Annotated in this window: 17 protein-coding genes; 5 read left to right on the forward strand and 12 right to left on the reverse strand. The window is 45.0% G+C overall.

Annotated features, from left to right (window positions below; genetic code table 11):
- The first annotated feature begins 157 nt into the window (after positions 1–157).
- The 3 genes from BN1546_RS25255 to BN1546_RS25265 are packed head-to-tail and all read left to right on the forward strand — an operon-like array spanning position 158 to position 3238.
- Positions 158–1396, forward strand: a complete 1239-nt coding sequence (locus BN1546_RS25255) for an aspartate aminotransferase family protein (protein ID WP_090739212.1) — start codon at positions 158–160, stop codon at positions 1394–1396.
- Positions 1397–1430: 34 nt separating this feature from the next.
- Entirely contained in the window at positions 1431–2480 is a 1050-nt protein-coding gene (gene gutB1 / locus BN1546_RS25260; protein WP_090739213.1) for a 2-amino-2-deoxy-D-mannitol dehydrogenase GutB1, read from the forward strand.
- A gap of 29 nt (positions 2481–2509) precedes the next feature.
- Positions 2510–3238: an HAD family hydrolase gene (locus tag BN1546_RS25265; RefSeq protein ID WP_014599753.1), complete on the forward strand. Its 729-nt coding sequence runs from the start codon at positions 2510–2512 to the stop codon at positions 3236–3238.
- 452 nt (positions 3239–3690) lie between these two features.
- Here the strand turns inward: BN1546_RS25265 and BN1546_RS25270 are convergent, their stop codons facing one another.
- The 5 genes from BN1546_RS25270 to BN1546_RS25290 all read right to left on the reverse strand — a co-directional run bounded on the left by BN1546_RS25270 (position 3691) and on the right by BN1546_RS25290 (position 8106).
- Complete coding sequence (locus BN1546_RS25270; RefSeq protein WP_013371156.1) at positions 3691–4302, reverse strand: DUF1349 domain-containing protein; 612 nt, start codon at positions 4300–4302, stop codon at positions 3691–3693.
- A gap of 36 nt (positions 4303–4338) precedes the next feature.
- Positions 4339–4893, reverse strand: coding sequence for a GNAT family N-acetyltransferase (locus BN1546_RS25275; RefSeq protein ID WP_090739214.1), 555 nt, complete (start codon positions 4891–4893; stop codon positions 4339–4341).
- A gap of 301 nt (positions 4894–5194) precedes the next feature.
- Positions 5195–6112 carry a D-alanine--D-alanine ligase gene (locus tag BN1546_RS25280; protein ID WP_013371154.1) on the reverse strand — a complete coding sequence of 306 codons (918 nt, stop codon included), beginning with the start codon at positions 6110–6112 and terminating at the stop codon, positions 5195–5197.
- Positions 6113–6148: 36 nt separating this feature from the next.
- Positions 6149–7660, reverse strand: a complete 1512-nt coding sequence (locus BN1546_RS25285) for an aminotransferase-like domain-containing protein (protein WP_090739215.1) — start codon at positions 7658–7660, stop codon at positions 6149–6151.
- 158 nt (positions 7661–7818) lie between these two features.
- Positions 7819–8106: a xenobiotic reductase b gene (locus BN1546_RS25290; RefSeq protein ID WP_013371152.1), complete on the reverse strand. Its 288-nt coding sequence runs from the start codon at positions 8104–8106 to the stop codon at positions 7819–7821.
- An 87-nt stretch (positions 8107–8193) separates the two neighbouring features.
- Between BN1546_RS25290 and BN1546_RS25295 the strand changes: the two genes are divergently transcribed.
- Entirely contained in the window at positions 8194–9015 is an 822-nt protein-coding gene (locus BN1546_RS25295; RefSeq protein ID WP_013371151.1) for a helix-turn-helix domain-containing protein, read from the forward strand.
- Positions 9016–9052: 37 nt separating this feature from the next.
- Here BN1546_RS25295 and BN1546_RS25300 read toward each other — a convergent pair whose 3' ends face one another.
- From BN1546_RS25300 to BN1546_RS25320, 5 genes are all read right to left on the reverse strand, one after another.
- Entirely contained in the window at positions 9053–10057 is a 1005-nt protein-coding gene (locus BN1546_RS25300; protein WP_013371150.1) for an aldo/keto reductase, read from the reverse strand.
- Between the two features lie 757 nt (positions 10058–10814).
- Positions 10815–12296 (reverse strand): glycoside hydrolase family 5 protein, encoded by a 1482-nt coding sequence (locus BN1546_RS25305; RefSeq protein ID WP_013371149.1) that lies wholly within the window; start codon positions 12294–12296, stop codon positions 10815–10817.
- 435 nt (positions 12297–12731) lie between these two features.
- Positions 12732–13736, reverse strand: coding sequence for a LacI family DNA-binding transcriptional regulator (locus BN1546_RS25310; protein WP_013371147.1), 1005 nt, complete (start codon positions 13734–13736; stop codon positions 12732–12734).
- A 220-nt stretch (positions 13737–13956) separates the two neighbouring features.
- On the reverse strand, positions 13957–15339 hold the full coding sequence (locus BN1546_RS25315) for an MFS transporter (RefSeq protein WP_090739216.1): 1383 nt from the start codon (positions 15337–15339) through the stop codon (positions 13957–13959).
- Positions 15340–15689: 350 nt separating this feature from the next.
- Positions 15690–16568 (reverse strand): LysR family transcriptional regulator, encoded by an 879-nt coding sequence (locus BN1546_RS25320; protein ID WP_013371145.1) that lies wholly within the window; start codon positions 16566–16568, stop codon positions 15690–15692.
- A 112-nt stretch (positions 16569–16680) separates the two neighbouring features.
- Between BN1546_RS25320 and BN1546_RS25325 the strand changes: the two genes are divergently transcribed.
- Positions 16681–18066 carry an MFS transporter gene (locus BN1546_RS25325; protein WP_090739217.1) on the forward strand — a complete coding sequence of 462 codons (1386 nt, stop codon included), beginning with the start codon at positions 16681–16683 and terminating at the stop codon, positions 18064–18066.
- Positions 18067–18244: 178 nt separating this feature from the next.
- Here the strand turns inward: BN1546_RS25325 and BN1546_RS25330 are convergent, their stop codons facing one another.
- Entirely contained in the window at positions 18245–19039 is a 795-nt protein-coding gene (locus tag BN1546_RS25330; protein ID WP_090739284.1) for an SDR family NAD(P)-dependent oxidoreductase, read from the reverse strand.
- 186 nt (positions 19040–19225) lie between these two features.
- On the reverse strand, positions 19226–20278 hold the full coding sequence (locus BN1546_RS25335) for a helix-turn-helix transcriptional regulator (RefSeq protein WP_090739218.1): 1053 nt from the start codon (positions 20276–20278) through the stop codon (positions 19226–19228).
- Positions 20279–20333 lie beyond the last annotated feature (55 nt).

Here is a 20333-nt window from a genome sequence, read left to right on the forward strand (position 1 = left end):
AGAAGCACCAGATTGTGCTCCCTTGCCCATGAGGGCAAGGAAGATAAACTTCTTATTTTGGGGAGGTGAGTTCAGCCGCGTGATGCTCTAATAGGGTGGTACACTTTTATAAGATGACTTAATAAGAATGTATATTCTGATATGGAGGGTAAATATCGTGCATACGTTAACCAAAGAACGTTTCAGATATGGTAAAGGCATTACTCTGATTGACGATTCGGGCAAGGAGTATTTGGATGGCGTATCCGGCACCTTCAACTTGTCGCTCGGTTATAACCACCCTCATGTCGTCGCAAAAGTACAGGAGCAGGTCGGCAATCTTGCTCACATGTCTTCGTCTTTTACAGAGCCTTATGTCGAAGAAGTCCTAGATCATCTAATCCAGTACGCCCCGAACGGTATCGACGCTGGGTGGATGAGAGATATTACCGGCTCCACAGCGAACGAATGTGCTGTGAAACTGGCCCAGAAATATACCGGAGCTACTGATATCATCAGCTTGCATCTGTCACATCATGGACAAACCCAATTCGCAACAGGCATTTCCGGCAATGCCTTCCGCCGGAAAAACTTTCCTAACTCAACTACAGCAAACTCTCTGCATGTGCCTGCCCCCTACTGCTATCGCTGTCCCTTTAATTCTTCACCAGACAAGTGTGGTCATCATTGTATTGACGCCATATCAGACGCCATTGAGTATGCAAGCTCTGGGTCTGTGGCCTGCATGATTATCGAACCCATTCTGGGCAACGGAGGTAATATCATCCCGCCTCCAGGATATTTCAAGCGTCTCCGTCAGCTATGCGACGAGCACGGAATGATTCTGATTGCTGACGAAGTGCAGACCGGAATTGGGCGGACAGGTTACATGTTCGCAAGTGAGCTGTTTGACATCCAACCGGATATCATTACACTCGCCAAAGGTCTGGGTGGCATCGGTGTCCCGGTTGCAGCGGTCTTGATGCAGTCTCGTCTTGATGTCCTGGAGAAGCACGAGCATTCCTTTACCTCGGGCAGCAATCTGATCTCGGTCACGGCAGCCAAATCCACGCTGGAGGTTGTAACCGAACCCGGTTTTCTGGAAGCCGTCCGGTCCAAAGGAGACCTGCTTGGATCCCTGCTGACGGAGATGGCCGACAAGCATGATTGCATTGGTGAGGCTCGTGGCGTCGGACTAATGTGGGGACTGGAAATTGTAGATGAGGACGATGCCCCGAATGCAGTGAAAAGCAATGGAATTATCGATCGTGCATTTGAGGAACAGCAATTAATTCTCAGAGGTTCCCGTTACGGTTATGGCAATGTGGTCAAAGTGAGACCTTCTCTCACGGCTACAGAAGATGAGATTGTCGAAATTGTTAAACGGCTTGATGCCGTTCTTTCTACTCTTCACTAACGATCTGCCCAATAGGCAAAAGGAGGAATTATTCATGCTTGCACTAGTATACAAATCAGCTTGGGATGTCGCACTTGAGGAAAGACCGATCCCGGAGATTAAAAAGGATAACGATGTACTCGTCCGGATTCGGGCGACAGGCGTATGCGGTACGGATCTAGGTATCATTAGTGGCAAATATCATGCCGTGCCGTCCACGATCTTGGGTCACGAGTCAGCCGGGGATGTTGTCGCTGTTGGATCAGCCGTCAGTTCACTCAAGCCTGGGGACCGGGTGGTGATTGATCCAACATACTACTGCGGTCAATGTGAAATGTGCCGGACAGGAAGACAAAATCATTGTACACACAAATCCGTAACAGAGACCGGAGTCAGCGCCGACGGTACGTTCACCGATTATTATGTGACTGAGGACCGTTTTTTGTACAAGCTGAAGGATCATATCAGCTACGAAGAAGCGACGCTGACCGAACCGCTGAGCTGTATGCTGACCGGGATCAACCAGATTAACCTGCTGCCGAACTTCACCACTGTTATTATAGGCGCAGGTCCGATCGGGATTCTGTACAGCTATGCTCTTGCTTCGAAAGGCGTGACTGGTTGCCTTGTTGACATCTCGGAGGAACGGCTCGCCATTGCGGATTCTATTGCCCCCGAACGGTGGTCCGCGCATGCCACGCTGGAGGCGGCCATTCATAGGCTGGCTCCGGCAAAGAATCAGGTGGACATGATTGTGGATACCACAGGCGTGGTCGGCACCGAGGTACTAAGCCAGCTTACGAGCGGCGGGTATTTGATGCTGGTGGGGCTGAGAGATGGGATAAGCTCGTTTAATCCGAAAGAGGTCGTTGACCGTAGCCTTAAAATCATCGGCTCGATTGATTCTCTGGGCACGTTCTCCACGGCGCATTATCTGATTGAGCAGCAAATCATTCCCGCCAAAAAAATCATTACCCACTCGTATCCGCTTGATGACTACCATGAAGCCTTTAAGACACTTGGATGTAATATCAGCGAGCGGACACTTCAGCCTTCGTCTCAGGCGATCAAGATTGTGCTGCAATCGAATGGCTCCGGCAACTAAATTAGCTACTAACAAGGGGGAGAATGGACATGACGAGCATTCATCATGTTACACCGACGAATCATGAATGCACAGGAGACCTATCAGCGTCCGTTCCGGTCAAAGCGGTCATTTTCGACATGGATGGGGTGTTGGTAGACAGCGAACCGATTTATTTTGAGGTTGAACGCAGCTCCTTTGCCCATTTCGGTGCACCCATGACGGAAGAAGAGCATCACACCTATGTTGGAGTGACACTCGAATCCATGTGGCGTCAAGTGCTGGACAGGCATCAACTTACTAATACATTGGAAGAGGCACTTGCCTATCACCGAAAAAATGTGATGCAGACCATAACAGCATATGAGGGCCTGATGGCGATCGACGGACTGGAACGGTGGCTGGACTGGTTACGGGAAAAAGGAATTCCGATTGCAGTAGCCTCTTCCTCTCCGCGGTCGCTGATTGATCTCATTATGGAAAAAACGGGACTTGGCCGTTACTTTGATATTCGAATCACTGGAGAAGAGGTATCCCAGGGTAAACCGGCACCAGACATCTTCCTATATGCCGCCGAACTACTTGGCATAGCCCCGGACCATTGTATTGTTATTGAGGATTCACGAAATGGTGTTCATGCAGCCAAGAGTGCTGGTATGCGCTGCATTGGTTTACACAACCCAGGCTCGGGCCAGCAGGATTTATCCAAGGCAGATTACCGTATTTCCAGCTATGATGACCTGTGGGCGCTTAAAGAGAGCTTGCCATTCGGGGAATAGTTGTCTGCCAAGAGAAGGGCTGTAAGATGCTGGAAGGCATATCTCCTCTATAAATATATTAAACCGCCTGATCTTTAAAATGGATAATGACAGATATAATTATGCCCCATAGAGTACATAGTAGAGTATGTCATTTAGACTACCCTGTGTGTACTCTATGGGGCGTGCTTTACATCAAATATTTTTCAACCTCATGTCTGTTGCGTAAAAAACTGAACTTAGGAAAGACAAAATCGGAGTTTTTAGAGTATGTATTTTATTGTGTCAAGTAGTAGTTTTCCGCTTTGGTCTTCCTTATCAGTCCCGGATTTCACACCAAAATACACATCTTCCCTTTTGGGTCTATTACAATATATTTTATTATGAGACACCTACTCTTAATCATTATTTCATGTGCATATAAGCTAGTTTATCGTATCTCATATTGCTGTGCTCAGCTGTGCATTCGTTCTTCAATGATGTTCTACAGGAGGATCACTATGAAGGTCTTGGTCCCGTTCTGTAAAGTGCCAGCGAGTAAAGGTAACCTCAAAGCCCTCACGGGTTGGCGAACAGGTATATGGACCTGCCTGATTTCCAGTGGTGTAGGGAAAACGCGCCACACGAATCGTTCGCCATCCATGATTCTCCGTCCGTGCGCGAATGACCACAGCATCCTTGATGATGGAAGCGCGGAGGGTGACTTCTTCACCAACCCACTCCGGCACAGCCGCAAGCGACCAGTCAGAATACCCAGCGGTTACGACTGTGGAAAGCTGAGGAATGCCATCATTGATTTCTATCCCCGCTTTAATCCATTGCTCGGGGCCATGGTATAACAAAATACCTGCCTGATCATAAAGCTCCGTAAAGGATGCGAGTTGAAACGATACTTCTACCGCCGTGTTATTATTCCAATCCGATAATAAAGCGGACCCATCTTCAAATTCAAAACCATATAATGTCTTTTTCCAAAAATCTCTTCCCTTTTCAGGCGCAACCTTAAGGAAATCTCCTTCTTTCCGGGCATATAGAGGTGAATTGATCCAATTCCCTTCCTCCCATTCCATTCTCTTTTTAGTCATCTTTTTGTCCTCCTTTATTCAAATAAATTTGTCGTTCTAATCAAACATCAGATACCAATAGATCGCGATCTCGTCACTTTCTTTATCTAGGCCTCTGTAGACGTAGGAGTCGAATCCACCGATCACAAAACCGCAACTTTCATAGAATTTACAAGCGCGAATATTATTACTTTGTGTCTCCAGCATGATTCCTGGCATTCCGCCATCCTTCCCCCAGCGTTTAGCCTGTTCGATTAGTTCCTTACCGATACCGAAGCTTCTATATAGCTTGTCGACTTTGATATCTTCCACATATGCATACTTATTCCAATTCCTTTTCAGAACAATTTGACCTACGACTTGATTATTTACGAGCGCTAAATATATGATCTGATCGGGATTGTCGATATAATTCGAATAATCCTCAACTGTGTCTTCCTCAAACTGATCATCATCGTAGCTTTTTTTACTAATAGGCCTCTCCTTCACCGTATATTCGATTTGCTGTCCCGTTAATTGCAAAACAAGGGTAGAATCCACGATAAAGCTACCATCAATGTTTGTGCTACACTCACCGTCCTCAGCCTTCACTTCTCTGATTAAAATATTCATTTTCGTATTCGTTCTCCTACAGTTTTATAAGGTGCGAATAGAGATGTGAACACCTCCCCATCTTGAAGCAAAATCAAGTTGCATTAATGCTGCAACATCCTTCAAATCTACATCAGTTTAACGCTGTTCCGTTCTAACCATTATAACAATATTTCGCCATTTTCTGTCTAATCCCTTTACTTTATAGACCATTAAATTCTCTTTAGGATGAACAAAAAGCCTTCCGATGTTCTCTCAGATGAAAGCTTCCGTATCAAGGTATTCTAGCTGGTCTAATCCATCAAACATGTTAAACCTTCTCTCATTCCCTTTTTCGCTCATGAAGTGAGCTAGTAATAATACGGTCCAGCAGCTGCGTAAAGGTTATGCCTGCTGCAGCTGCACTCTTCGGAAGTAGGCTGTTAGCGGTCATTCCGGGTAAGGTGTTTACCTCCAAAACGTAAGGTACATCCTGGCACAAAATCATATCGATCCTTGCATACACCTTGCACTGCAGCAGCCGATAGCTGGCAAGCGCCGTCTCGCGCACACGCTGCTCAATAACGGGAGGAAGCTGGATCACCTTCTCCTCAGCACCGCCGGTCTCATATTTCGCTTTATAGTCGAACCATTCAGAATGGGCAGAGCGAATCCTGATAATCGGTAATACCTCGCCATCCACAATTGAGCAGGTAAGCTCCGTCCCTTGAATAAAAGGCTCAACCAAAATCGTCTGATCCAAAGCACAAGCCTTCTGAATAGCCGAGTGAAGCTCCTTCTCATTATGCACAAGCTGGATGCCGATGCTGGATCCTCCCATATTCGGCTTCACAATAACGGGATAACCCAACTGCTCTACCGCTTGCTGATCATAATCGCCCATTCCCTGCCAGCAGAGGCCTGCAGGCGTAAGCACCCCTGCCGACTTCAGCAGCATCTTGGACAGCTGCTTATTCATGCACAGGCTGCTTGCCAGAACACCGCTCCCTGTATAGGGAATGCCCAGTGTCTCCAGCGCTCCCTGCACCGTGCCATCCTCGCCATATTGGCCATGCAGCGCCAACAACGCAAAATCGATGCCTGTGTGCTGAACCTGTGCGATTAAATCCGCTGGCTGATCGATCACAATTGGAACCACCTCATAGCGGCTGCGATCCAAATGATTCAGCATCTCTTGACCTGTCTGCAGAGAAACCTCACGCTCAGTGGAAGTACCCCCCATAATAACGCCAATCTTCATCATGACCCCCCATTTTCTTAAAAAATCATAGTGCAGTTACGGATTGTTCTTATGACCACATGCCTTAGAAAAGTTACGCACCTGTTGGCCTATAATCTGAATACCCCGCTCGATCTGTTCATCCGTTACTCGGGAAAAGCCAAGCCGCAAAGTATTCGTCCCTTCACCTTCATGTATAAAAAACTTGTCTCCAGGTGTATATATAACACCTTGATCTATGCATGCTTCAAGCAACTGGCGCGTATTTACACCTGCTGGGAAGGTAAGAAACACATGCAAGCCCCCATCGCCAGATAGTTGCGCCTCAGAGAGATGGGTATCACAGCATGCCTTCGTAAGCTCGTATTTGCGCTTATATTCCATACGTGCTCTTTTTACATATTTCTCAAAATTTCCATTGAGTAAATATTGATATAATATCGATTGGTCGATTGTTGAGGTATGAATGGTGCGCGCACGCTTAATGCTTTCCAGAGTGTCAATCAGCGCTCGATCTCCAAGCACCCAGCCTACTCGCAAGCCAGGAAACAGCACCTTGGAGAAGCTGCCAATATAGATGACTCCGTTCCCTCGCCCTGCTGTTGCTATTAATGGCGCAATATGCGCTCCTGAATAGCGCAGCTCCTCATTAAAACCATCCTCAATCACCGGAATCTGATAGCGCATCATTAAATTCATTACAGCGCTGCGCTTTGCTGGCGACATGACAATGCCTGTAGGATTGTGATAGGAAGGAGTCAAATAGGCGAGATCGAAGCTATTTGTCTGCTTCTGCAATACCGCTTCAAGCTGCTCCACATTAATACCATCCCGCTCCATTGGAATGCCGGTAATCTCAAAGCCTTGTAGCTTTAAATTTTTGATCGCTGTGTGATGGGTCGGATTTTCACAAATTACTGTACCGCGGCGCGCTGAAGGGCGAAGTGCCGACAGCACAATATCGAAGCCTTCTGTAAAACCGCTTGTAATCAGTAGATCCTTGCCGCTTATATCGACGCCCTTATTCTCCATATATCTCATCAGGTAATCGATCAGTGGTTTGTAACCCTTGGCATAGCCGTAGTTGAGCAGCACCTGCCCTTCGATTGCCATCCGATCCATAAAGGCTCGCCTTACATTTCCCAGATCAAACAGCTGCTCATCCGGTGCGATGCTTGTAAACGAGATGATTCCTCTTGGGGCGCGAATGCCCTGCTTCATCATATCAAGCTCTGCAGCCGATACAGCGTACTTGCTCATTCTTGTCTTCCAATCAATCTGCCAGGCGAAGGAGGCGTCAGCCCCTCCGTTATCCGCAACCAAACGGTCCACCATAGCGGCCACATAGCTGCCTCTACTCGGTATTGTATACGTAAATCCATCGTCCTCTAGGCCTTCATAGGCTGCAATAACTGTATTGCGACTCACCTTGAGCACACTACTCATTTCACGTGTGGAGGGTAGCTTCTGATCCTTATGAAACGTCCCTTTTATAATTAAACGTTTAATATATTCTTTTACTTGTATCGCGACCGGACGGTCACCAACGATCTTAAAATCTTGGAACATTGTTCATCGCCCTCCATCTATAATGATGGCATAGGTAACAAAAGAAAAAAAGAACCACCGCTCTGGACTTTTCATCCTTCGATGGTTCTTCCGATTTTATCCCAGCTACGTCCTCATCATATCCGTAACTCCAGATGTTTGGTTACGCAATGATCATCTTATTGACTAATCTCGAAATCCTTAATGGTTGCATCCGGTCTTAAAACTTTATTTTGATCCAGCTCAGATAACGGTTTACCATTTCTAACCTTCTTTATCCAATCATAATTTGCAAGTACGCCTTTCTCCAACGCAATTACGTCAGCAAACCCTTGCCCAATGATTGTGGCAGCCTTATCAGGATCATCAAGCTGGCCATTCGCAATAACTGGTATCCGGTTTTCAATGGATCCACCGTATTCATCTGTTTGACGACTCGTATAGTCCGTAAGGAACTGATCAAGCATTATACTCCTTATAAGTGAACTCATTTCGCAAGTGACTTTCAGGATCTTATATGTCATGATGTACTATTATAGGAGGAAAGCAACCAGATGGATATTTGTTACTGTTATCACGGCAAACAAGTATGTGAACCCAGCTATTCTTGGGGGCCCGGCATCAAAGGACAATACAAAATCATGTTTATCCATGCGGGTAGAGGCGTTTACCAGATTGACGGAAAGACCTTTCATCTTCAGCAAGGCGAAGGCTTTATCGTATACGACAACATTCTTTGTTACATGGAAGCGGACCCAACTGATCCTTGGATTTATTCTTGGATAGCCTTTTCGGGTAACGGGGTTATACCTCTATTCGAGCAGGCGCACATTTCTCCCCTTCATCCCGTATTCAGGTACTCCCCATTGTTTTGGTTTGATTTTTATTTGGATGAATTTTCTGCCTGCGACGTGAACCACAGCACCAGTGAACTACGAAGACAGAGTATTTTGTTCAGGTTACTCGCCGATTGGATTGATATGTTGGTTGCTACGAGTCAGCTACTGCCCGAGATACGGCCCAAGGACGCCTACATTCGTAAAGCGGTCGAGTTTATTCGAATGAACTATAACCAAAGAGTTTCCATTTCCGAGGTCGCACACATAGTTGGGATTGATCGTGTATATCTGTCCGTCCTTTTCAAGGAGATTCTTAATGTTTCCCCACAACAATACTTGTTGAACCTCCGGATGGACAAAGCAGGCGATCTGCTGGACAATTCGCAGCTGTCCATCACGGAAGTCTCCTATTCTGTTGGTTATAGCGACCCGCTACTGTTCTCCAAAATGTTTAAAAAAGTGAAGGGACTTTCTCCATCATACTTTCGCGCAAGGCTTAAAAGAGACAGCTCAATGGGTCTTTCAAGCCTCGACTGATTTGTTTCGTTTAATGAATCGTGTTGTTGCCATGACATTACCAGGGGACATCCCCGATATTATGCATAACCTGGTCTATCTCTTGAAGATCCGCTGCCGATAGCGGATCCGCGTGTACTGCTTGCACGTTTTCCTCGATTTGACCTACACGGCTTGCACCGATTAGCACCGAATCCACACCTCCTTCGCGCAGCGCCCATGTCAACGCTATTTGCGGCAACGTTTGACCCCGGCGCTTCGCGATCGCCTCCAGCGCACGGAATTTGTTAATCCGCTCCTGAGATATGGCCTCTAGTTTCAACGTGCGCAGGCCTGTTTTAAACTCAGCTTCCAGCTTATCGATGTATTTTCCCGTCAACTGTCCGCGACCAAGCGGGCAGAAAGCCACTGTGCCGGCTCCTACTTCAGTCAGCACGTCCTGCAATCCGTTCTCAATCCACCGGTTCAGCATCGAATACATAGGCTGGTGGACGAGCAGCGGTGTACCAAGGTTTTTAAGGATCGCAGCTGCTTGCTTCGTCTCCTCCGGTCCGTAATTGGATAAACCGACATACAGTGCTTTGCCTGTTTTCACAGCATGAGCAAGCGCTCCCATCGATTCCTCTAAGGGGGTATCACCATCGGGACGATGATGGTAAAAGACATCGACATAGTCGAGTCCCATTCGCTGAAGGCTGCGATCCAGGCTTGCAAGCAGGTTTTTTCTCGATCCCCACTCACCGTACGGGCCAGGCCACATATAGTAGCCAGCTTTTGTTGAAATAAACAGCTCATCCCGATAAGGTGCGAGGTCCTTTTTTAAAACGTGTCCAAAGGTCTCCTCGGCCGATCCGGGAGGCGGTCCATAATTGTTTGCCAAATCAAAGTGCGAGACACCAAGATCAAAGGCGCGTAGTATCATTGCACGACTATCCTCAAACGGTTTGTCCCCACCGAAATTTTGCCACAAGCCGAGCGAAATGGCCGGGAGCCTGACACCGCTCCGTCCAATCCGCCGATATTTCATCTGTTCGTATCGATTCTCTTGTGCAATATAAGTCACCTGATTTCATCCTTTCTCATTCCTAGCAAAATACTGGCCTCTGACGTGCCCTCTTCTTATTTCTCATTTCACGCCTCCCTCAAGACATGTCATAAAGTTGAGGACCTAATCTTAGGCAGCTCAAGTATATCTAACAATTCTTATGTATTGGAATGTCACTGTGATAAAAGTACATGTCATAATGTTATTAGATAATAGGACAGCTACTAAATTCTTCAATAATGAGAGTTTTTGCTTTATTCATCATAACCTCCGTCTTCTCTCGTAAATCCGCGATATCATAATGTGAATGATTAATTAGGGAATAATTGTGTGAAACAACAAAGGATTCCTATTTTATAACAAAGAAAAACAACCTTCCTCCAGTCCGAGGACTAAGATAAGGTTGTGCTTAAAAGGAGGTTTATTGATTCTATTTAATTACTGAGGTGTTTGGTTTGTAATTCGGTATATGTACCAGCTTTTGTAAGCCTTATATTTCCCAACTACAAAACACGGGTACTTCATGAAGACCATGAGTAATGAGATCATATTATTGACACAATCGGTAATGAGATAAAGCTCTTGTCACTTGGTTTGGGCAAGAGCTTTATCTTGCGTCTTTCCTCTTTCCTCTTGCCTCTTTAATTTGACACAGTTTTATGGATCAATCAACTATCACTAGCATCATTCCCCCACTATGCGCAAATAACTTGGTCGAAAGGACAAACTCACAATATAGCGATGAAGCCCCGTAGCAGGAAAGGTTAGGAATGGGTTATTGAAGTGTCACGTTGTCAACGTAAACGGCTGACTTACCGCTGCTGTTCGCCGAGGCAAGAAATTGTATGCCGATTTCCCTAACATCGTCAAGATTGGGTACAGATGCAAGGTTGAACGACAGCGTCGTACCTCCAGAAGAATTTATCTTGACAGCTTTGCCAGCATACCAAGCCCAACCTGATCCTGTCTTGGCATAAATCTTGGCATTGAGTCCGTCACCTGCGGAGTCCCAAGATGCATGTTTGACGGTCGCGCTTAGCGTTGCCTTACCACTAAGGTTGCGGCTTTGTGAGAGAAGCAGGTAGTGCTGGGAATTAGCAGACATGATGATATCCGCTTTAAGAGAATTACTGCCCTTGGATGACCACTCGTTTACGCTCCATGGACCATCGGATATATTCGAACCGGTCCAGCCCTGCGTACTACCCTCGAAGTCATATAATGTGTTTGCGCTACTGCCACCGCAAGCCGCATTCTGCCTCCACTCGGCATACGGTGCGTGCCCGGCTAGAATGCTTTTCAGATAGTTACCTCCTGCTGTGAGACTCCCGTTCGTATTGAAAATACTGGCGCCTTCTGTCTTGTCATTAATCGCCCAGTTGGCCCATGACAGGTTATTCTGGTTCATCCAGTCAAGCCATTGGTTCGTGGAATCGTAATTAATGCCGCCGTCGCCATCCGCGTTAACAAAGCCCATCTCGGTAACAAATAGCGGGATGCCCTTACTCATTGCGTAGTTGGCTTTGTCCCGGAGCGACTGAAAATGAGTTCCAGCGTAAAAGTGCAATGTATAGGCGATATTACTAGAGGATGTAATGGGATCGTTCGCTGCCTGGTCTACATTCTGAGACCAGAATGGCGTACCAACGACAATTAGATTGTCAGAATGTTGACGAATGGCTGGAATAACTTGCTCAGCGTAACTTTTGATTGTCCCCCACGAGACTTGCGTAGGTTCGTTATAGATCTCGAAAATGACGTTATCATAGCTTCCGTATTCCTGCGCCATGCGGCTGAAGAAACTTTTAGCGGCGTTGACGTTGTTGTGCGCGTCATGTGAGTGCCAATCGATAATAACATAGATCCCCTTAGCAATTGCCGCATTGACCACGTCACGAACTTTGGATTCATCGGCCGTGTTATACGGATTTCCGCTGGGGTCCACGCCATATGCCGCTCTTACGATCTCTACTTGGAATTCATCCACCATCCGATTCACCGTGGCGGTATTCCAAAATGGACCGGACCAGTTGCTCCAGAAGAAGCTCGACCCTTTGACCATCATAGGCCGATTCGTTTTGGAGCCGTTAATCTTGTTTCCACTTGCTTTCATTTCACCGAAATAACTTACAGGGTTTGCGCAGGCAGCTGCAGAAGCGGGCGTTGCAGGTAAGGCCGCTTGAAAAAGTAGCGTTAATAAACTGAACAGTAGGATCATGATTAATGGCTTAGTGAATGAATTGAACGACATTTTCATAATTCTCTTCTCCCTTTAATATGGCATGATTACGCGAAAAATTTCGGCAAGTAGCCCCGATATTCATCTGCATATCGGCCGGATTCAAGAACAGTGACAGCATTCAAACTTGTTGGCGAAAACGTTTTCGAAAATGAAATAAAAATGTTAGTGAAACCTCCTGTTCCAATAGACTCAATTAGATTCAACCATTAACATCTTCACGCTTTCCTCAGGTTAACAACATATCGCCCTACGTCTTCCGGATCACCACCTTCTTTTAAAATCATATCTATTCCAGTTTCCTCCCCTCTGACGCAATATGAGACCTTCCCTTTTGTCCATAACTCGGGAATGAAACAAGAACGAGCAGAAGTGATTCAAGGGACCTTATATTAAGCGCTTACACCATAATTAAAATACAATTTGTTTTTGTGTTTGTCAATTCTTAAAAAACTATTCCTTATACTCTCCTGTCGAGTCTCGTACAACCAGATTTGCCGGGACAATCTCCGTTGGCGGTGAATAATCGGGATTCTCAATCATTCGGATGAGATGCTCTCCTGCTTTCATTCCCATTAGCGTAATGTTCTGATTGATTGTTGTAAGCTTGGGCATGGACAGTTCCGCATAGAATGTGTTGTCAAACCCAACAACGGAAATATGATCAGGTACTCGCATTCCGATTTCGCGAATTGCTTCGATCGCACCGGTCGCCATATAGTCTGAAGAGCAGATTACGCCGGACGGTGCTTCCGGAAGCTGTAGCAGGCGCTTCATCGCCTTATATCCACCTTCAATGCTGTATTTCTCTACCTCCACATATTGGTCGTAGTAAGGAAGATCGTTCGAGCGCAGCCCCTCCTGATACCCGGAAAATCTCGTTTGACCAACCAGACATCCCAAATCCCCTGAAATAAAAGCGATGCGTTTATGTCCGAGTTCCACCAAATGCTGAACACCTAAGTAAGCACCTATGCGATTGTCGGCTGTTACATATCCGGTTCTAGGTCCCAGCAGATCGGTATCGATCATCATCGTCGGCATCTCAGCCTGAAGTAGATCCAAAAAATTTTGATTAGTTCGATCGACACCAAACATGACAACTCCATCTACATTGCGGCTGATGCAATGCTTAGTGAAGGTATAATCGGGATTGCTAAGATTCGGTGATAGAAAGAGCAGGTCATAACCGCTATCTTCAAGAGACTTTCTTAACCCATCAAGAAGCTCCGAAATAAAAGGATTCGTGAAGAAATCCAGCAGGAACATCCCGACCGTCCAGGAACGCTTTTTCACGAGGCTTCGGGCAACCACATTCGGCTGGTAGTTCAGCAATTCAATCGCCTTGTTCACCTTATTCCTCGTTTTGCTGCTGACATCAGAATAATTATTAATCACTTTGGATACCGTTGCCACCGATACCCCTGCTTGTTTCGCCACCTCATGAATAGATGCCACTACACTCACCCCAAACCAAAATAAACGAATCTCACACTCGGTACATAACAATTTACTATATATTATACGCGATGCTCAGCCTCATAGGAAACGTTCAGTAATACCGAAAAAACATCTAGTTGATGTCCAATTAATCAATGTATGCACCCTTTAAAAAGTTTAGTTTTTTGTACAAAAAAGCTGACATCATTACATATCAATGTCAGCTCTATAAAAATTATTATTTTCTATTAATGTCCAAGGAAGCCTCTTCTCCCTTAAATACGATCATAAAAATGGCACCGCCTGTAATTACTACAGCTAGAAGTAGTAACGTCAAATTGCTGTACAAATATGCTGCAACGTCAGTAACGATCGGGAGAATAGGAAAGTTGCACCTAAGCTGTGTAAGCATTCCTCCTACAATTGCGATACCAATCCCTTCCGCCAGAAAGCAGGAAAAATTTAAAAACCCCATACCTGAGCCTGATTCGTCAGCACTTAACGAGCCTGCCACAATGGTTGAGATGACCGTTTTGACAAAGGATAATCCACCAAAAATCAAAACCAATGCTCCTGAAATGATCCAGAGGCTACGATCGGCAAAAAGTGAAACGATCAAAAGCCCCATCACGAGAAGCAATAACCCTGCAACCATGACAAAACGAGCTCCCTGCCTATCGACCAAAGAACCGCCAACGATCCCAAAAAGAATCACGCTAAGCGTTCCTGGAAACAGAACACCGCCTCCGATAAGGCTTGTCGGCATCTGGTGTACTTCTCTCATCATGTAAGGGATCATAGACATAAATCCTGCAACGGTCCCTAGAAGTATTCCCCCTACAAATACGCCGACAATAAACCTTCTCCTCTTGAATAAAGCTGGTTCTACGAAAGGTTCCTTAGCTCTTCGAATTCTCAGCACAAATCCTATGAAAAGAATGACACTGTTGGTCAAATACCACCACTCGTAATGTGTCGTAAATAAAGTGAACGAAACAATTCCAAGAACAAAGAGCAGGCCTCCCAGAACATCAAGCCCACCTTTTTTCATAGGTTCGTCAGGCAGCGTCCGTAAGAAAAAAGGTAGTGTGACTAGCGTCATCATTGGCAGGAAAAACAGATAGGACCAATGTACATAGTCCGCGATCCAGCCTCCAACTATAGGACCAAAACCTTCTCCCAGAGCAACGGTCGATCCAATCATTCCAAAAGCTTTTCCTTGATGCTGCTTTTCGATACTTTTGGTAACGATGACCATAATCAGTCCGGGGACGGCAGAAGCACCCGCTCCTTGGATAAATCGTGCGACAAGCAAAATCGGAAACCAGGCATGAAAAAGCAAGCCAATTAGCGATCCCCCGCTATATATCATCATACTGTTGAGAACCAGTTTTTTTACGCCGTAAATGTCCGATATTTTTCCGTAAACGGCCGTTCCTACGGCAAAAGAAAGAATGAAGCTGGTATTAACATAATTTGCAGCGGATGGGTTAATTCCAAATTGAGCGGCAATGTCGGGCAACGATACGTTGAACACCGTCTCATTCAATACGCTGAAAAATGCAAGCACGCACAGCCAAATCAAAGAATTGGGAATACGTTTCTCAATCGATTTTTCCATTATGCAAACCCCTTAAAAATGCCAGGGATTACGCAGTTTATAGGGCCAGTGATGCGTTATCCCCTTTAATTTGTGCCCTTCTTTTCACTATGTACTTCATTCTAACGCCTCCACAAAATAAAAGTAAAAATCTGTTTAATTGCAATTACCTAACCATATTATCACTAAAACAATAAAAATATCACCTGTTATTTTTGACAATAATCATTTCATGACGAGGTAAAGCAAAAACGGTTAGTTCCTGCTCGTTGGATAACAATGTTTAGCCTCTGCGCTATCTTATTAACGCAATCTCCTACTTATTTATTTTCAATGGTAGATCATCAAAAACATATATGGAGTTAGATTGTCTATTTGGAATTCGTCGCAAAATATTCTACAACTATCTCGCGGAATTCCTGAGCAGCCCGCGAAATATACCGATTCCTGTTCCATAATAAAGCAATCTCACGTATCAATTCGTGATTCTCTACCTGGAGATATTTGAGATGTTCCTGCGAATTTCGTGCCGTGCTCGGTATGAAAGCTATCCCAATTTCGGCTTCCACAAGAGTACTAAGCCTTGCAGGTTCATCCCCCTCGTACACATAGTTAGGCACAAATCCTTCCGACATGCATACAGAGTCCACTAAATCACGAGTACCATAGCCTCTTTTTACGCCGACAAACCATTCTTCCCTTAGCTCTGTCAAGGATACGCTATTTCGATCCGCAAGCCGATGCCCCTTTGGAACAGCTACAAGAATGGGGTCGATACATACGATTTTACATTCGATGTCATCTCCTTCAACAGGAGGTGAAGACAAGCAAAAATCAACTTCTCCTCTATGAAGAAGTGTAACCATTTCCTGTGTGGTCAGCATTTGTACATGAAATTGAATATAGGGCCGTTTTCTCCGAAACTCTCGAAGAATACCTGGTAATGTGCTTGCGGTGGTCACTGCCAATTCGAGAGTTCCGTGTTCTGGGCTGGATAAGTCGCTAAGCTCCTGCTTCCCCTGTTCTAATTCAAATAAAGCCCTTTCTGCACGGTAAAGGAATCTGCTTCCGAACTCATTCAATCGCAGTTTCCTCCCTGTTCGATCGAATAAAGGGACTCCCAAATCTTCCTCCAAGCGTTGAATCGTTTTGCTGAGCGACGATTGAGTAACGTGCAGACTTCGTGCAGCTTCGGTTACATGTTCCAAATGAGCTACCGTGAGAAAATATTGCAGTTGAAGAAGTTCCATTTCGCATCCCCCATTCATTCCCTCAAATCAATGAGATTATAACATCAAATGCATTGGAATAAATAATCGATTTCAAGTACGATGACATTAATTCGCTATGGGGGGGGCAGAAATGAGTGTTCGCAGCTGGTGGTTAATGATTTCAGTTGGTCTAGGGATATTATTGAACCCATTAAATTCTTCGATGGTTTCTGTTGCAATTCCAAGTCTGCAAAATGTGTTCCAACTTGACTTTACAGGTGTTTCCTGGATTATTTTTTCTTTCTACATTGCAAGTAGCATAGCTCAACCTATCATGGGAAAGGCCAGCGATTTATTCGGCCGTAGGAAGATGTTTCTTATTGGACTTGTTGTAGCCTTCATTGCATCATTATTAGCTCCGTTGTCACCAACCTTTGGATGGCTCATCGTGTTCCGCATTGTACAATCCATCGGAACAAGTATGATGGTTGGGGTTGGAATGGCCATTGTTCGAATTCATATTACAGAGAAACAAGCGACTGCGCTGTCTGTTTTGTCCATTTTCCTATCAGGAGCGGCAGCAATTGGACCCTTTATTGGCGGGGTTTTGGTTCATTGGTGGAATTGGCCTGCCATCTTTTTCATCAATATTCCGTTTGTGGTAGCCAGCTTTCTATTGGCTTGGAGGACTATTCCTAAGGACGAATCGCCAACATCTGTTGCACGCAACATGTCCTTTCGTAAATGGTTTGATTTAATTGATGCAAGAGGGATCCTACTCTTCACATTAGGGCTGGTTGCCCTGCTCGTCGGATTACTCTCGGCAAAATCATCTGGGCATATCTCGTTAGAAAACGTCATTGTCGGGTTAATAGGCCTCGTTGCGCTGGGGGCATTCGTACGATATGAGTTAAAAGCGACGTCACCCTTTATTCCTTTACGCACGTTCGCCAAATATCCTGCGTTGACTTGGGTTAATGTCGAATTCATGTTCGTTAACGTACTCTATTACTCGCTTTTTTTCGGGCTTCCGTCCTACTTGCAAGTGGTAAGGCATGTAAGCGAGTTCCAAACAGGGATTCTCATGCTAAGCTTAGGCTTGTGCTCGCTAGCTGCTTCCCCAATAGCAGGACGATGGATTGATAAATCAGGACCCAGACCGGCATTACTGGTATCGGCAATCCTGATGACATTGGGATCGGTGTGGCTTGTAACATTAAATCCAACTTCTCCGGTGATCAGCGTGTGTTTGGCTTTGGCTGCATTCGGTATTAGCAACGGACTGAACAATGTAGGTATGCAAGCAGCCTTGTTCCAAAGTTCTCCAAAAGAAATAATCGGTGTAGCATCCGGATTATTTAATACATCAAGATATCTGGGAACCATTTTCTCTTCATTGTTGATAGGTATCGTAATGGGAGGTAAGTTCAGCTTCGAGGGATTTCAAGTGCTTGGGATTGTCCTTACGGTAATTGCATTGACTTTGGTATTGATGAGTCGGCGACGCCTGGATTCAGGACAATTGCGAGAGTCATAGGTTCACCGTTTCTTCAAATAAACCCCTCTACTCTTTATTTAACGTTAATTTTTCAACGAAAGAGAAAGGAATTTAGTTAAAAAACAGCCGAGCAATCGGCTGTTTTTGGTAGCGATTGGTAGGTGACAATAATTCCAGTTCACAGCCCTAATCCAGCTTTCAAATCCCAGTAAAAATATTAAAAAATAGTTGGCACCATTCCCCCATCCATACGGATTGGAGAACCCTTAAATGCAGACGCATATGGGCTACATACAAATGCGGCTAATCTACCGATTTCAATAGGTCTAATAAATCGCTGTATTTCGGATTGAGGCAGGTTTGCGGCCATAAATTGTTTCTCTTTTTCTGAAAAAGTCATATTTTCATTGGCGTAAATCCCCTCAATGATTTGATGTACATTTTCAGAAAGTGTTGGTCCAGGCATGATTGTATTAACGGTAACTTCTGTACCTCTTGTTAATTTAGACAAGCTTTTTGACAATGATAGCAGCATGGATTTGGTCATACAATATTGAGGCATTTGTCCTGAAGGCATAATTGCTTCTTCACTCGCAATGAAAACAATGCGTCCATAATCGTTTTTCAACATTTTAGATAAGTAAAATTTAGCTAATCCATTTGCAGCAAGAACATTAGTACGGAAGTATTTTTCCCACACTTCATCGTCAACGTCCTCATACTGCATAATTTCGTAAATACCCATATTGTTAACCAAAATATCAACTTCGGGGTATTTTTCAAATAATGCTTTTCTTTGCTCTTTATCCACAATATCGGCCGTAGCATTTTGGGGAGAGGTAGTTGGGAACTTTGACTTTATTTCATTTACTGTTTGTTCTACCTCATCATAACTCCGTCCATTAATAAGTACATTCACACCTTCTTTGGCAAGTTCAATCGCTATTGCTTTACCTATACCTTTCGTTGATCCTGTAATTAAAGCAGTTTTATTGTTTAAACCCATATCCACCATACATTTCTCCTTTTTCTCTACTTCCAAACTATGTTAAGATCAGCCTTTTAAAGAGTCCTGATTATATTACCTTGCCTGAATTGTTCAGTAACTAGCATATTGCGCCAAAATTCTTGTTTCACACGCCAATTGATAAAACTCAATAAAACTAGCTCTCTGAACAATTGGCTAGTCTGGAATCTATTAATGAATAGACGGTCTTCCGAGCTGTCCTTCTGATATTGAGTTTGCAGCTAAATGTTTAGTACGCCAATTTAAAGGAGTGTCACCTTCCCAAAGGCGGAAAGCCCGATAGAATGAGTTCTGGTCTTCATATCCAATCAAGAAAGCTACTTCTTTAATATCAAGCGATGGGTCTGCCAAGTACTTTCGTGCCTGCTCATGTCTAGCTTGTGTCAGCAGATGCTTAAAGTTCGTGTTTTGGTCAGTGAGCCGGCGCTGCAACGTGCGATCGCTCATGTTGAGTTCCTTCGCGATAGCCTCAATATCAGGGCGTCCTCCTGTGAGGCTCCGTTTTATAGTCCATTTGACCATTTCGGTAATGGAGCAATTGCGCTGCTGTTCAGCCAGAGATCGGTCTAGGACGGGAGTGAGAATCTCCAGCAATTCTTCGTTGTACGAAACAAAAAGGAGGTCCAGATCTCTTCGATGTAGCGTCATTCGATTACATTTTGCATCAATCCGGATACGGCAACCGAAGTAAGCTTCAAGAGCTTGTACATCGCCCATTGATTGCGAAAATTCCACAAGCTGTGCCGTCAAAGGTTGACCAGTGCCCCGGCGCCCAAGCTCCAGAAGACATGCCAGCGTAATACCGACCAGTATCGGTGGACCAGGCTGCTCGGTATACAGCCATTCCAGTTCGATTGTACAGTGCTCGCCCTCTTCAGTGATACGTAAGGTTTCAGGGGGACATAATTGTTTGTACCGAGCCATTCGATTTAGAGCGTCGCGGTAGTTACGAGCGTGGTAACTCGCTAAGACGGTCGGTGGGTACTTCGTTGTTTCAAAGACGGTTGCAAGCTTGATGATTCCTTTGGCAGTGTCACCAATGAGATCGGAATAAGCCTGCCAGATCGCGAAATATTGGGCTGGGGTGACTACTGGTTCTGTCATAATGTTAAGCGGCAGCCGTGCTTTATGAGCTACGACGTGAGCAGAAATTCCCAATTCATGTAATCCCGTCCAAAATCCTGGCGGAATTTTAATATGGTCAGAGGTATGAGTCTTCTTCATACATATAGACCTCCTTTATTTACTTACATTATTCAAGCTCTATAACCATTCCAGT

The organism is Paenibacillus sp. Mc5Re-14, assembly GCF_001049835.1.
Classification (GTDB): domain Bacteria; phylum Bacillota; class Bacilli; order Paenibacillales; family Paenibacillaceae; genus Paenibacillus; species Paenibacillus polymyxa_C.